Consider the following 13,776-nt stretch of genomic DNA (forward strand, 5'->3'; position numbering starts at 1 on the left):
TAGTGAGCGTGTATAAAAGTAGGTTTTTCCTTTGTTAAACGCTGCAAATAAGGTGCAAATTTGATGGCTCGCCGCCTTTATTATCTGAATGCTGATCTTATTGACTTCAATTGCCAACTTTTCTGATAAACACCTATCGATGAGGTGACTCCAATGACGCGACAATTTCTCGGAAAAAGGCAATGGTTTCATGCTTAGAGATTAAGCTGTCTTGAAAGCCTAAATCGGCGCTGTTTTTGACTATGACGACATTGTGCTGTTGGTTTACATAAATATATTGTCCGTAAACACCGACGCAAAAAAACTCACCGGCTTCTGCGCCTGGTGGTAGCCAAATTTGGTAGCCATAACCGAGCTTATCTGCTTGTGGTTGTAAGTAATCAGCCTGCGCTGTTGTGGCGGCCTTTATCCAGTCTTTTGAAATAATCTGTTGGCCATTGTAAACGCCATTATTAAGTAATAAACGGCCAAAGCGGGCATAGTCACGGGTCGTTAAATTTAAACCGCCTAATGCGAAAGCAGAGCCTTGGGAGTCGGTTAGCCAATAAGCATCGCTTTCCATGCCTATTCTGTCCCACATAGTGGTTTGTAAAAGCTCGACTAATGACTTACCAGAAACACGCCTTGCTATCATACCAATGACATGGGTATCCATACTGACATAACGAAACACTTTACCTGGCGGGGACTGATTAACCCGTTCACTGGTCATTTGATCTAACGATCCTCCAATGGCTAGCACGCGGCCCATTTTATTAATGTCAGAATAGAAGTCCTGATAATCCTCATTCCATTTAACCCCTGATGACATTTGTAAAACGTGTTTGACTTTCACATTGGCATAACCCGAGTTTGCCAGTTCCGGTAGATAAAAATCGACGCTTTTTTCGATATCAATTTTGCCTGCATCAACCTGTATGCCGAATAATATCGACACGAATGATTTTGCCATTGACCATGAGATACGTTTGTCATCACTTTGGGTGCCTAGAAAATATTGCTCGTAGGTGATGTTGTCGTCTTTAACTACCAGCAAGGCTGTTGTTGCTCGGCGCTTTAGAAATGCTTCAGCGTTGGTGGTGGTGTTTCGATAATTAAATGTCTTTGGTAACGGCGTTAAGTTGACACCAAAGGGGGAAGGTTTGCCGTGTTGGTTAATTTTCTGGTTAAAGAATATATCATTCATGTGTGAAAAATTATCGACGATTAATGTGTCATCAAATAGTGTAATAACACTGTATAAGCGATTAACGCTTTGCCAATTAAATGCAACTAGCAAGCCGATAACAATCACAATACTGACTACTGCAGCTTTGATGTACTTAAACCAGTTAGACATCGAGGTTTCCCAATAGGTAAATTAATGCTTGTTAAGTAACCTATCGTCATACCTAAGATAAATCAATTGATTCATATATATGGGGGCAACTGGCAATGACTATAGCGGTGTTTTCCCTGAAACGGGTTGAGGTTAGTTAGTTTTTGGCGGCATACTTCATCAAATTAATATAGCTGTCGACATAGTAAATATTATTATTTAGGGCTAAAAAATTCACTAGCTCAGCATGAGCTTCGGCTGATACCGATAAGTAGTCGCTTCCTACACCATGAAAAATCATATTTACTAATAAGGTATCACTTGGTAGCTGTTGAATATATTCGATAAGTTGCTTACCCGTTTCGCCAGTGGGATAAATGATTGGCGAAAACCTAAGGTTACTATTATGACCTTTTATGGCGACAAAAAGGTGCCTGATTTTATCGAGGTATGGCTTATCCCCAATCAATAAATCACCGCAGGGCACGGTATAAGTCCGTTCTGTTTTTCCATCAATGGTGGTTAAAAAGGCATTTGCCTGTTCGAGTTCTGTCAGCATCTGCTTAACAGTGTAGCGGTCAAGATTTTGTGCCTGCTGTACCCACTCTCGGTTGGGTAATGAAGCGCTGCAAGGGTGGTTTACGCTATGGTTGCCAAGCTCGTGGCCATTCAAAGCAGCGGCTTGCCATTCGGCTTTACGTTGCAGCAGTACTGGTGAGCCAGTCACCACATAAAATGAAGCTTTGAGATTATATTGATCCAATACAGGAATAACATTATCTAACTGACTATTTAAGGCATCATCATAGGACAGACTCACGGCTAGCTGACTGCCATTGGGCCAGGTGAATTTATTGTCTGGCACCTCGGCATAGCTAACGGCAGAGCACATCAAAGCTAAGGCAATCAGTAAACACGGATTTATTTTAGTGATGTTGAACATTAGGTTATCCGACAACATTATTTTTCCGATAACAGGGCTAGACGGATAATAGACTCGATAGAGGCAGATTGCTCCGCTTCAAACTCGACCCCAAACTCAACGCCTTGCTTAAAAGGTTTAAGGTTACATACTTTGCAAGATACGGTGAGGGTGGCTTCTTCGTCATCGTGTTCACAAAATTTGACGCTGATTATTATGTCTTCTGTAATGCTATCGGCGCCGCCCATGGCAAGGCTAATATGACACCCCGATAATGACACATCTGTCATTACAGCTTCATACTCTTTACCATTGACAATCACTGAACAGGCAAGTGCGGTGAGCACTCGTTTAGTGGAACGTAAATTATGGATCATCATAGTGTCGGGAAAATCTAACACTAACATTTTGCTCGGGGTGCTTAAGGTCTGCCTTAAGGTAGTTTGAAAGGCGATGACTGAGGCTTCGTGTCCCTCAACTAATCCCCGCACTGTAATAGGGGCGTTTTTAACAATGTATTGTTCATGTTTGCCAAGCTTGGTTGAGTCGGGAGATTGGATAAGAATGAATTGTTGTGGCAGATAACCAATAAAGGTGGTTCTAAAGCGCCCGAGTTCACCCGTTGGTGTGACGATATCAATATTAACTGACGTGCCCGCTAATAAAAACTTAAATGCGTTAGTGTGATTATTGTTGGTGCTGACTTGTTTGGTAGCCATATTTTGTCCATTTTGGGCTGACACGTTCGGAGCATTCGCTCAGTGTATAAATCCTAGCAGATAATGAGTATCACTTTGCTGGATTAATATGGGCGGCAATTAAATCCGTTTAAAGTCTTTATCTATCATATTGCTTAATAACAATTGTCCCGCCTGGTTGACTCTAAACTCGCCATATCTTGCTTGTTCAAATTCTTCAGCTCGACCTTCTTCAAAGAAAAAAGCGTTACTGGCAAGTTTTACCCTGCCTTGGCGAATGCGGTATTGAATAAGTCGCTGATCAGCGGTGAGAGTGCCGCCGCTGTAAAGACTATCGAATCGGGCAATGCGATGGTTGTCTAGAGTGACGACCAAAAAACCATCTTGATTATCTTGAGCGTTTGGGTATGGATCAACTGATAAACCAATGGCGGTGGCGATGTCATAATTCAGCGCCATATAATCGCCCTGCATTAACGACCGTGGATCGACCGGTGCTAGTTCAAATAGTATGACTTCACCATTGGCGAGTAACTGTTCTTGCTGGTAAATATTGTAGTTAATGAAGCCGAGTATGATGAATGCACTGGCTAATACCGCCAGCGAGCTTTTACTGATTGTCATTCGCTTAGCTCCTTACTTGTTGTTCTGGTCTTCACACCTATTGTTATCTTCATGCCTATAACTAATCTCATCAGCAAGAGCATCACGCCGCTAGCAATTAACCACATCGATTTTTCAAATAAGTCTATGTGAAGTGAGTAATAATATAGGCCGATAAAGGCGAGTAAGGCACATACTGACAACATGATCAGCTTACGTTCATTATAGAAGTAACCTAGCAATAACATTAATAGTGCGGTACTTAGTCCGCTCATGACAATGGACAGCAGGCTAATTAATATTGCGCTCAGGATAATCATTAACGTGGTGCGAGTGAGTGGAGCCAGAGTTTTATGATTATTGATATCGCGATTGAGCGAATTAATGATGTTATTCATTAACCACAGTGCAGACAGTAAGGTGATTGTTATCGCAATATAATGGCTAAGGTTTGAGTCTAATGCCATTAACACAATGGGCAGATCCATTATTTGGCCCAGCCCTGTTAACGATAAATTAACCATTAGTATGTTGATGGCTATCGCGTAACCTAGCATTCTAAGACGCTGATAATGCCAAGGCCATCGATACATTTGTGTCCAAATCGAAATGATACTTAGCACTAAAATAGGCAAAACAAGAAGTGATAATTGGTTCAATACGAGTATTGCTAATAGGCTAGGCACCATGCCAAAAGCTGCTACAAACTGGTTAGTTCTGTGGGGGATAACCGCCCAGTGTATGGCAAACGTTAACACGTAAATCAACGCGACTAGGGTGTCGTTGTGTGATTCTAAACTGTCATAAACTCCCAATAACCACATGATTTGGCCACATAGACTGAATGCAAACATCATTTGCACAACAAATTCTTGACGGTTGTCGCTTAGGCGATAATACAGTAAACACCCTAGCATTAACGCTGCACCAAAGCCGATAAACGATTCGTTAATATCTCCTATGATAGAGCCACTGACCAGCACACAGGCCAGTAAAAATAGCGCTGCCACCCAGCCGCCAATCATTTGTGCCACCATCATATACCAAGGGTTGGTTAATACCGTTGCTGGTGGGCTATCGGTGCTGACGAGTGCTTGATCAAATAATGACTGCCATAGTTTGCCCTTAATATTGAGGTTAGCTTCAGTATTGAGGTCTCCCCTAGCATTGAAATTACTCATGGTCGGCCTCCTTATTGTTAGCATTACCGCCAGTGTTGGCGCCCTTAAGTATTACTGGCTGATTGAACTCTTTTTGTAATTTTTTTAGCCAATGCAAACAGCCACTGGTTAAGCCGATCACGACCATAGCAATGACAAAAAACATCGGTATAGGGTCATTTGAGTCTAATAAGGCTCTGGATAATAGTGCAACAATAGCAGCGCTTATACTCGTTAAGACTAAGGTGAGTGGGTATAAGGCCGGCGCTTTGTATCGATACCAGGCAAATACTCCAGCAAGCGTAATGAGGTACAGTAGCGCATAATGAGTTTCATTTACGCTATTGTCAGCGTAGAAACTGAAGTCAAAAATGACCCAGATGATTAACCAACTGAAGCCGATAATGCTAGCCAATAAACTACAGGCTTGCACAATAGGGCTTTTAAAACGGAGTTGTCCGCGCCATTGGCAGCGATTAGCGACGGTAAATACCAAGTGAATCGCTAAGTTAGCTAAGCTAAACGCAGCGATTTGTTGTAGGCCTTCAACTAAAAAACCAAATAAAGCGTCAAAGGATGCTAAATAAAGCCCTAAGCTTACATTGAGTAACACAGCCACAAGTAACCACAGAAGGTCAAAGCCTGCAATGTAAGCAAAGGGTAAAATTAACACTGCCCATATGGCAAACAGTTGCCAAGGGTCTGCGCCGGTTTGGTATGTTTGCCCAACTAACGCCAGTAAAGCCCCAAGCATAATGCTGGCACCTAGTAACATCGCATTGGCGACGTTCCAGCCGTACTTATTTGGAGTATTTTCAATAAATTTACTTTTGGGGAGACCGCTAGGGTTAGCGCTTGGGTCATTATGCTGTTTATTTGGCAAGCCAGATGTGGAGTGTGATTTATGTTGAGCGCAGTTAACTAAATAGAATCCTGCGATAAATAGGCAAAATAAGACTTCGACTATGGCAAACTTATTCAGGTGGGATAATGCATCCCAATTGAATGCCATGAAAAATATTACCCCTGCACCCAGTAACAATACTCCGAGATAAAGCAATATATTGGCGATTAATTGCAGCCACTCTATTTTGCTTGGATAAGGAAAGGCGACTAACATTGCTGGGTTAAAGTCACTGGGATTTATTTTTCCGTCAATAAACCAGTGCCAAATGTCTGAACGTTTTTGAGTCATGGTCCCTTTTCCTTGGGTTGTTATCTATTGCGTAAGTGTAGGGAAAGGTTTTACTTAGCCCCTAATGTAAACTCAGTTTATTTATTGCGACACATATTGAAAAATCTATGACAACTTGAAAATAGGAATTATATGTCGCCCATCATTACTTAGCATTAAATGCGCCTTAGCCTGATTAGGTGTGACTTATGTGGTTCTGACCTTAACCGATATAGATTACCGCTATCAATCACTATTTACTAATATCAAGCAAATTTGGCTAACCATACCATTGTGCAATAATGGCGACATTTATGAAGGTCGCTCTTGAGCATAAGGCGGGTATTGCCTACAATAGCGCACGCATTATTCAAAGCAGACCATAACCATGACCGACACTACATCTAAACCCGCTTTACCCGATCGTCTTTCTATCAACCCGCGTAGCCCACATCATGTTGCTGCAATTTTCGAGCACGAGATTGGAATTATGTTCAACGGCAAAGAGCGTGCAGATGTCGAAGAATATTGCATTAGCGAAGGCTGGATTAAAGTCGCATCGCATAAAGCATTAGACCGCCGCGGCCAACCGCTAACGGTTACAGTAAAGGGTAAGATAGAAGCATTTTATAAGTAGGATTAACTTACTATTCTACTGTTAAAAGCTAAAGGCTAGTCGTTATTATTTAAAAGCGTATCAATACGTTTTTTCATTATTGATGATGTTTGTGAACAGAAATGTTAGTCGATTAAAAAAAGCGAACCTTTGGGGTTCGCTTTTTTGTGTGAATAAATCACGTTATTCAGCGCTAGTTAACTCTTGCAGTCACTTTTTGTCAGGATAGTACTCACTAACCTCAGTTAGGGATAATAAGCGTTTATCAAACAGCCGCTTGCCTTGCTAACTGCGTTATTTTTTACGCAAAAGTACGTGCAATAGGCCAGCGATTGACGTGTTAGTACGCCTTGTTTCCAAAACCAATAACAAGTTTGCTACAAAATAAGCTAAATCTGTTGAATTTAGCTTATTGAGCCCATCTTTAAACCCGAGTTGAGGTTAACTAGAGTGGGCGCTAGAGAAATTAGTTAACTAAACCACGACGCTTTAATAGCGCATCAGTTGAAGGTTTTTTACCGGCAAAGTCGATATAACTTTGCATAAGATCCTGGCTATTACCTTTTGACAACACTGCATCACGGTACTTTTGGCCATTTTCTAGAGTTAAGCCACCCTCTGACATCATGTGCGAAAACGCGTCTGCGGCAAACACTTCCGTCCATAAATACGCGTAATAGCCCGCTGAATAACCGCCGCCGAAGCTGTGGCTAAAGTAGGTCGTTTTATAGCGAGGTGCTACTGGCGTGTAATCTAAACCGTGTTTAGCCAACGCTTGTTTTTCAAAGGCGGTAACATCAGTAATTTCAGTCTCCGCGGCAATTGAGTGCCATTCCATATCAAGTAACGCTGCGGCTAAATATTCAACCGTACCAAAACCTTGGTTAAAGGTATGCGACTTTAATACTTTGGCAAGTAGCTCTGCTGGAATAGGCTCGCCGGTTTGATAATGCTTAGCGTAGTTTGCTAGTACTTGTGGCTCTATGCTCCAGTCTTCGTTGGCTTGCGATGGAAACTCAACAAAGTCACGCGCGGTTAAGGTGCCTGCTAAGCTTGGGTATTTTACCTGTGAGTATAGACCGTGAATAGCATGACCAAATTCATGGAACATGGTGCTCACTTCGTCAAATGTCATCAGTGTAGGCTGACCTTCGGCAGGCTTTGGGATATTCAGTACGTTATAAACCACTGGTTTGGTATTTTTTAAGAATGACTGGCTAACTAATTCATCCATCCAGGCACCGCCGCGCTTACCTTGGCGTGCATATGGGTCTAAATAGAATAGGCCAATTGAACTGCCGTCTTGATTAAATATTTCATATGCAGTCACATCTTTATGCCACACAGGTAAATCAGTGCGTGGTTTAACTGTGATGCCATAAAGCTTATTCATCGCGAAGAATAAGCCGTCATTTAATACGGTGTTCATCTCAAAATAAGGTTTAACTTGAGCGTCGTCTAGGTCATATTTAGCAGTTCGTACTTTTTCTGCGTAGTAAGCCCAGTCCCATGGTTCAAGGGTAAAATCTTTACCGTCTTTAACAATTTCAGCTTGAATATCAGCTGCTTCAATTTTGGCTTTTACCAGTGCTTTTGGGGCTAAGTCGTCAAGTATGCCGTAAACCGCTGCTGGATTTTGGGCCATTTGGTCACCTAGGGAGTAAGCAGCCCAGGTTGGATAACCTAATAATTGCGCTTTTTTTGCCCGTAGCTGCGCTATTTTAATGTTTAACGGCGCGTTGGTTTCCATGGCGCGATAAGCAGACGTTTCCCATAGTTTTTTACGTAAATCACGGTTTTTAAGGCTAGATAAAAGTGGCTGAGTTGTGGTGTTCACTAAGGTGATCATGTAACCCGTTTTACCCGCAGCTTTTGCCGCAGAGGCTAATGCTGCAATGTCACTATCTGATAAGCCATCAAGCTGAGCTTTATCTTCAACTAGGATCACGTCATCTGTGAATGATTTCAACACGTTTTGTGAAAAGCTGGTTTCAAATTTAGCTAATTCACCGTTTAACTGACGCATTGTGCTTTTATCTGCATCAGACAATTCAGCGCCTGAGCGTACAAAGCGGTCGTAATAAACTTCTACTAAGCGTAAGTCTTCGCCTGTGAGCGTGGCTTTGTTTTTATAAATAGCTTGAATGCGGGCGAAAAGCTTTTCATCAAGATAAATATTGTCTTGGTGTGCCGTTAGCTTAGGGACAATTTGTTTTTCAACGCTGATGAAGTTATCGTCTGAAATGACTCCGGTAAGATTAAAAAAGGCACGTTGAGTGCGGTCTAAAATTGCGCCAGTTTTTTCTAATGCCACTATGGTGTTGTCAAATGTCGCAGCTTCAGTGTTATTGGTTATCGCAGCAATTTCAGCTTTGTGCTCTTGCATACCTTGTTCAAATGCAGGTAAGTAATCACTTGCTTTTAGCTTGTCGAACTGCGGTGCCATATATTGTAAAGGGCTTGGCGTTAATAGCACGTTGTCGGCAGTGGCAGGCGCTTTTGTCATTGTTGTTGATGCCTCTGCGGTCGTTTTACTGGTCATTGCTGTGTCTGCAGGTTGTTCTGAACACGCGCTAAGCATTAGTGCTGCGCTTACTGCTGTTGTTATAAGGGTTTTACGCATTGAAATATCCTTGGGTCTTTGCCCGATTGAGGTGTTTTACGCCTATTCAAAAAGTGATCGTAGCGTTGAATAGTGGCCGTAAAAACATAAAATAATAACCCTCATACAATACCAAGCCTTCGCCTTATCGCATAGGGTAATGATATTAACTAAGATTAATTTTTAAAATCTATGTCACCAAGCGGTGATATTTATTCTCTTTTAGGTCGTTAAGCCACAATTATAGTGGTATTACACAGATATTCGCGTACTTTAATGGTAATAGATAAACGGTATAAGGGTGTTATATGAAAGCGGGTAAGCATGATACAAAACTGCTCAAACTTGCAATGGAAATAGGCATGGGCTATGCACACAAACGCGGTTTTGCTGACTTTGGTAAGGGCATATCACCTAAGGATAAAGTGGAGTGTATTTATCGGTTACTGGTTGAAGATAACTTGATTCAACCTTTAGCAGAAGATAAAGATGATGGCCCGAATCGCAAGCATAAGTTGATATTATGGATCAGCAAACAACTGCCTAAAGAACATGAATTACTTAACTGATTTTCTCCAAGTAAGGGTTAATTAATTATCGGTACTGCTATTGTTACATTGTAGCGATTTTAAATTTCAGTAAAAAAGCGAGCCTATAAGAGCTCGCTTTTTTGTGAGACGACTTATGGTGCCTCTCACCTTGAGTTACCGATAACTAAAAGGTGAGGGCATTTAATAATCGTCTATTTACTTTATGTTACAGCCGGTTTTATCGCTTATGAGAGCTAAGCTATTTGTGCTAAATAACCTTGGCGCTCAATTGATTAATACTAAGCATAACCTTTACTTAATTCATACAAACGATTTGACAGCTCTGACGATGAACTACTGACTTTTGCTAATTCAAGCGCATCTTTAGCATTTAAGTCATTACTGACTCGGATGTTCTCAGCAAGTTGGTTAATTTCTCCCGATACGTTTGATTGCTCACTGGCTGCCACCGCTATTTGCGAAGTACTGCGGCTGATGCCGCTAAACACCTCGATAATTTCATTAAACCCAGCGATCACTTTGTCTGACCGAGTTAAAGACTCAACCGATAACGATTGTGAGCTGATAATGATATTCACACCTTGGGTAGCTGAGCTTTGTAGCTGAACTATCATAGCTTCAATCTTACTCGCAGACTCTTGAGAGCGGCCAGCTAGGGTTCTTACTTCATCGGCGACCACTGCAAACCCTCGTCCTTGTTCACCCGCTCTAGCGGCTTCAATTGCAGCATTTAATGCCAACAAGTTAGTTTGCTCTGAAATACTCTTGATCACATCTAATATGGTGCCCATATGTTGGGCGTCCGATGCAAGGCGATTAATGATGTCAGCCGTTTGTTGTAGTACTTCCGACAATGCTTGGTTAGCTTTACTATTTTCTTTGACATCCTCCATGCGTCGTTGAACGAGACCTTGTGATTCGTCGACTGTTTCAGAGGTTGATCTTGTATTGCGTGCAACCTCGGCAGCGCTGGCTGACATTTCTGTGATAGCAGCAGCTAGCATGTGGTTTTCTGTTAGTTGTGACTCCGCGCGTTGTTTAAGCATAGAAGACATATCATTTAGTTGTTTGGCTCGGTCTTTAGCCTCTACCGCTTCGTTTGCTATCTGACCAAGCAAGTCTTTTAGATGTTCGCTGTATTGGTTAACAGCTTGTTTTAAATTACCTATTTCGTCATGACGCTCTATCTTAAGCGTGGCTGCAGAACCACCACTAGTTAACATACGAATTTGCGCCGTGGTTTCATTCACCCATTGCATTACTTTATTAGCATTAAAAATCAGAATACCAACAAAGATGAGCAGCATTGGAATAAGTGTGGCATATAAGCTTAAGCTCAGATCACTGATTGGTTTTTGAATAATTGGATCAGGTAAAATGATACCAATTTTCATGCCTTCTTCTGCCATATTCATTATGGCCAACATTGAACCACTGCCTTTGACAACACCATCTGGCAGTTGGATTATAGACTGGCCGCTGTTAATAGCGCTTAATAATGGTTGTAAGCTGCTATCTTGTGCGGCAACATCACTGAGCTTTTTCATATCAAGAGAAGATGAACGAATACTTGGAAAACTGATAATTTGATTATCTTGGCCAAGCACAAAGTTGAACCCGCTCGATTCTTGGTTTTGGTGCTTAACCAGTTTATCTAAACCTGCTAGCATTAAATCAACGGTAGCGACTCCCCAAAACTGACCAGCACGATTAATTGCCACGGTACAGGTGACCATGGCAGTACCACTGACCGGATCTTCATAAGCTTCAGACCAACCGCATTGCCCGGTCTTCAGTGAGCGACCAGTAAGATACCAAGCTTCATTGTGATAACCTGGACCATTTGGTTTATTGTAATCATCAATTTTTTCCAATTGCCCTGCAGTATTTCGTGCCCAAAAAAAGGATTTTAGTGCCGTACTTGAGCTAAAAGCGTTAGGTTCTGGCCAAATACCACCGCCAGCGACATTGGCATTACCAAATTGATCAATTATGTGAGGAAATAACAGTGAGAATTGTTGTTCATCTAAAGGCAATGTTTCTGCTAACGAGGCTAAGCTTTGGGTTAAGACAGAACCTTTACTGAGTTCAATTTTTACCTCGTTGACACTGGCTGAAATGCGCAGTAATTCTTTCTTTTCAACTTCTTTTTGAATAACCGGTAGTGCTAATGTTTGCATTACTACATAAATAAGCACAATGACGGTGACTAATAAGCCTACACTCAGATATGCTGCTTTTTGTGCAATCAATAACGTTTTTTTTTCCATTAGGAATACCCTGTACAAGTTCACTGAACCGAATGTTATTTTCGCTTTGGCAGCGCGAATTAACCCTAGTCACATTATAGTCGCTATCTTTTATCCTGTTGGTTATATCGCCGAATATACTGATACGCGTAAGCAAATTTACCAAAGTCACTTTTTACTTTTAGTTGAAGATGATTTTAATTCATCTTGGTTAGCTGTAGAATCCGCCCCTTCTTTTGCTGTTCACCTATTATTTGTGCATTTATGATGATTGACTTCGCTTTACTGCCTGTTTATTTAACCACTGTTATCGCTCTTTTATTAATCCCAGGTCCTGACATGCTGCTGATCGCCAGCTCTAGCCTCAGCTATGGCCGCAAAGTAGGGGTGTATGCCAGCTTAGGTAATGCAACTTCTGGGCTTATTTTAACTCTGCTTGCGGCTATGGGCGTATCTGCATTGGTTGCCATGAATCCGATGGCGTTAGAGTTATTACGCGTATTGGGTGGTGCTTATTTACTGAAAATGGGCTGGGACTGTATGCGCAGTGTTGCGACTGAAACTCCTGAAATAGAACAGCAAAATAACTTGGCTAAATTACTTTATCGCCGTGCCGTTACCAGTAATCTGCTTAATCCTAAGGCTCTGCTGTTTTTTGTGCTTTTTTTACCGCAGTTTGTGTCTACTCAGCTCAGTGCCAGTTCAGGCGAACAGATGCTGGCATTAGGATTATTACTTAATGTGATGGGATTGTTGTTTAATCTGTTGCTGGTCGCTTTAGTGGGCAGTTTAGGCAAACCCCTGTTGAAAAATGAGAAGTTTCGCACATACCAAAACAAGTTTATGGGGCTGATATTTTTTGCTTTGGCTATTTGGTTACTGGCCTCTCAAATATAGGGGACGGCTAAACGCTGTGTCAGTTGCTAAATAATAAAAAAACCACGGCTTATAACCGTGGTTTTTTATTTTTGCTTACGTTAAAGGTATTGATTTCTTACTGACTATTTAATTGCCGCGATTTCTTTTTCAACTGCAGCGACTACAGCGTGAGGGCTGCTTAGGTATTGTGAGTGGTCGATAAAAATAGCGTTGTCATCGACAGTCATTACCATAACAGGGAAGCCTGCAGTGCCGATCACTTGTTGAATTTCTTCAATACTTTCTAGGACGTGCTCTGCATCGATACTCAGCTCATCTTTAAACACTTTATTTGATGGTGACAGTTTAAATTTTTCGACAATAGCATTGAAATCGTGTTTGTTATCTAACGGGTTGCCTTCAATGAAGTGGGCCCTTTGTATTGCATTTAACACATCCAATTGTTTGCTAGCTTGTTTGCTTTGAACCCATCCCATTAGATTTGCGGTTTTTACAGAGTTTTTAGGGCTGTTTACATAGCGAATATGATCTCTGCCAAACTTAAGCCCACTGATCCGTGCAGCGGCTTCCATCTGTTCTTCGCCAGCACTGTCTTGGCCTATGTAATGTGCGCTGTGCAATAAGTGAACAATCATTTCAGGGTAGGCTGCTTGCAATGCATTTACCAAAGGTGTGGCTGCATAGCTCCAAGGGCAGTGTGAGTCGTAGATAAAATAAAGCTCGGTGGTCATTAAAGTCATTCTAGTTGGCGGCTGATAAACCGATCCTAAATAGTTTATTGGTATTATTCAATCATTGAATCAGTGGTGATTGTGCAATGACTCACTCTATTGATTGGGCAGGGTCATTACCATTTGATTATTTATACGATTTGAACATCTAATTATTTTAATCGTGCGACGACATATTATGAATTTTTTAGTATTTCTAAGAGTGATAATGTCGCTGATTTTTAATAACAAATAGGTGCTTTAGTCTTAGGGTGTTGCTTGGCGATGGCGATG

Annotated in this window: 12 protein-coding genes; 3 read left to right on the plus strand and 9 right to left on the minus strand. The window is 41.5% G+C overall.

Annotation, left to right across the window (positions count from 1 at the left end; translation table 11 throughout):
- Positions 1 to 133 precede the first annotated feature (133 nt).
- The 6 genes from L0B17_RS05260 to L0B17_RS05285 form a co-directional block, all read right to left on the minus strand.
- Positions 134 to 1,339, minus strand: coding sequence for a serine hydrolase domain-containing protein (locus tag L0B17_RS05260; RefSeq protein WP_235088130.1), 1,206 nt, complete (start codon positions 1,337 to 1,339; stop codon positions 134 to 136).
- A 136-nt stretch (positions 1,340 to 1,475) separates the two neighbouring features.
- The gene (locus tag L0B17_RS05265) at positions 1,476 to 2,261 is read right to left on the minus strand and encodes a polysaccharide deacetylase family protein (RefSeq protein WP_235088132.1); all 786 of its coding nucleotides are present in this window, start codon (positions 2,259 to 2,261) and stop codon (positions 1,476 to 1,478) included.
- A 17-nt stretch (positions 2,262 to 2,278) separates the two neighbouring features.
- A complete protein-coding gene (locus L0B17_RS05270) occupies positions 2,279 to 2,959 on the minus strand; it encodes a PilZ domain-containing protein (protein ID WP_235088134.1) in 681 nt (226 codons plus the stop codon).
- Positions 2,960 to 3,058: 99 nt separating this feature from the next.
- Entirely contained in the window at positions 3,059 to 3,562 is a 504-nt protein-coding gene (locus L0B17_RS05275; protein ID WP_235088136.1) for a GDYXXLXY domain-containing protein, read from the minus strand.
- Positions 3,559 to 4,722, minus strand: coding sequence for a DUF4401 domain-containing protein (locus L0B17_RS05280; RefSeq protein ID WP_235088137.1), 1,164 nt, complete (start codon positions 4,720 to 4,722; stop codon positions 3,559 to 3,561). Before L0B17_RS05280 ends, L0B17_RS05275 begins: the two co-directional genes overlap by 4 nt.
- On the minus strand, positions 4,715 to 5,896 hold the full coding sequence (locus L0B17_RS05285; protein WP_235088139.1) for a DUF2157 domain-containing protein: 1,182 nt from the start codon (positions 5,894 to 5,896) through the stop codon (positions 4,715 to 4,717). The genes L0B17_RS05280 and L0B17_RS05285 overlap by 8 nt, the downstream gene beginning before the upstream one ends.
- A gap of 367 nt (positions 5,897 to 6,263) precedes the next feature.
- Here L0B17_RS05285 and L0B17_RS05290 point away from each other — a divergent pair, with 367 nt between their 5' ends.
- On the plus strand, positions 6,264 to 6,512 hold the full coding sequence (locus L0B17_RS05290) for a DUF3297 family protein (RefSeq protein ID WP_235088141.1): 249 nt from the start codon (positions 6,264 to 6,266) through the stop codon (positions 6,510 to 6,512).
- Between the two features lie 445 nt (positions 6,513 to 6,957).
- Here L0B17_RS05290 and L0B17_RS05295 read toward each other — a convergent pair whose 3' ends face one another.
- On the minus strand, positions 6,958 to 9,114 hold the full coding sequence (locus L0B17_RS05295; RefSeq protein WP_235088142.1) for a M3 family metallopeptidase: 2,157 nt from the start codon (positions 9,112 to 9,114) through the stop codon (positions 6,958 to 6,960).
- Between the two features lie 287 nt (positions 9,115 to 9,401).
- Here L0B17_RS05295 and L0B17_RS05300 point away from each other — a divergent pair, with 287 nt between their 5' ends.
- Positions 9,402 to 9,662 (plus strand): DUF5062 family protein, encoded by a 261-nt coding sequence (locus tag L0B17_RS05300; protein WP_235088144.1) that lies wholly within the window; start codon positions 9,402 to 9,404, stop codon positions 9,660 to 9,662.
- Between the two features lie 260 nt (positions 9,663 to 9,922).
- Here the strand turns inward: L0B17_RS05300 and L0B17_RS05305 are convergent, their stop codons facing one another.
- Positions 9,923 to 11,914, minus strand: a complete 1,992-nt coding sequence (locus L0B17_RS05305; RefSeq protein ID WP_235088146.1) for a methyl-accepting chemotaxis protein — start codon at positions 11,912 to 11,914, stop codon at positions 9,923 to 9,925.
- A gap of 243 nt (positions 11,915 to 12,157) precedes the next feature.
- On the opposite strand from L0B17_RS05305, the gene L0B17_RS05310 reads away from it, so the two are divergent.
- Complete coding sequence (locus L0B17_RS05310; RefSeq protein WP_443019924.1) at positions 12,158 to 12,790, plus strand: LysE family translocator; 633 nt, start codon at positions 12,158 to 12,160, stop codon at positions 12,788 to 12,790.
- Positions 12,791 to 12,894: 104 nt separating this feature from the next.
- On the opposite strand, the gene L0B17_RS05315 is transcribed toward L0B17_RS05310, so the two are convergent.
- The gene (locus L0B17_RS05315) at positions 12,895 to 13,503 is read right to left on the minus strand and encodes a protein-disulfide isomerase (RefSeq protein WP_235088147.1); all 609 of its coding nucleotides are present in this window, start codon (positions 13,501 to 13,503) and stop codon (positions 12,895 to 12,897) included.
- Positions 13,504 to 13,776: the final 273 nt, after the last annotated feature.

This window comes from Shewanella sp. OMA3-2 (assembly GCF_021513195.1).
Taxonomy (GTDB): domain Bacteria; phylum Pseudomonadota; class Gammaproteobacteria; order Enterobacterales; family Shewanellaceae; genus Shewanella.

Coding starts and splice junctions, on each gene's coding strand:
- L0B17_RS05265 (WP_235088132.1), bottom strand. CDS start 2,261: ATGTTCAACATCACTAAAATAAATCCGTGTTTACTGATTGCCTTAGCT.
- L0B17_RS05270 (WP_235088134.1), bottom strand. CDS start 2,959: ATGGCTACCAAACAAGTCAGCACCAACAATAATCACACTAACGCATTT.
- L0B17_RS05300 (WP_235088144.1), top strand. CDS start 9,402: ATGAAAGCGGGTAAGCATGATACAAAACTGCTCAAACTTGCAATGGAA.
- L0B17_RS05315 (WP_235088147.1), bottom strand. CDS start 13,503: ATGACCACCGAGCTTTATTTTATCTACGACTCACACTGCCCTTGGAGC.
- L0B17_RS05290 (WP_235088141.1), top strand. CDS start 6,264: ATGACCGACACTACATCTAAACCCGCTTTACCCGATCGTCTTTCTATC.
- L0B17_RS05260 (WP_235088130.1), bottom strand. CDS start 1,339: ATGTCTAACTGGTTTAAGTACATCAAAGCTGCAGTAGTCAGTATTGTG.
- L0B17_RS05275 (WP_235088136.1), bottom strand. CDS start 3,562: ATGACAATCAGTAAAAGCTCGCTGGCGGTATTAGCCAGTGCATTCATC.
- L0B17_RS05305 (WP_235088146.1), bottom strand. CDS start 11,914: ATGGAAAAAAAAACGTTATTGATTGCACAAAAAGCAGCATATCTGAGT.
- L0B17_RS05280 (WP_235088137.1), bottom strand. CDS start 4,722: ATGAGTAATTTCAATGCTAGGGGAGACCTCAATACTGAAGCTAACCTC.
- L0B17_RS05285 (WP_235088139.1), bottom strand. CDS start 5,896: ATGACTCAAAAACGTTCAGACATTTGGCACTGGTTTATTGACGGAAAA.
- L0B17_RS05295 (WP_235088142.1), bottom strand. CDS start 9,114: ATGCGTAAAACCCTTATAACAACAGCAGTAAGCGCAGCACTAATGCTT.
- L0B17_RS05310 (WP_443019924.1), top strand. CDS start 12,158: ATGATGATTGACTTCGCTTTACTGCCTGTTTATTTAACCACTGTTATC.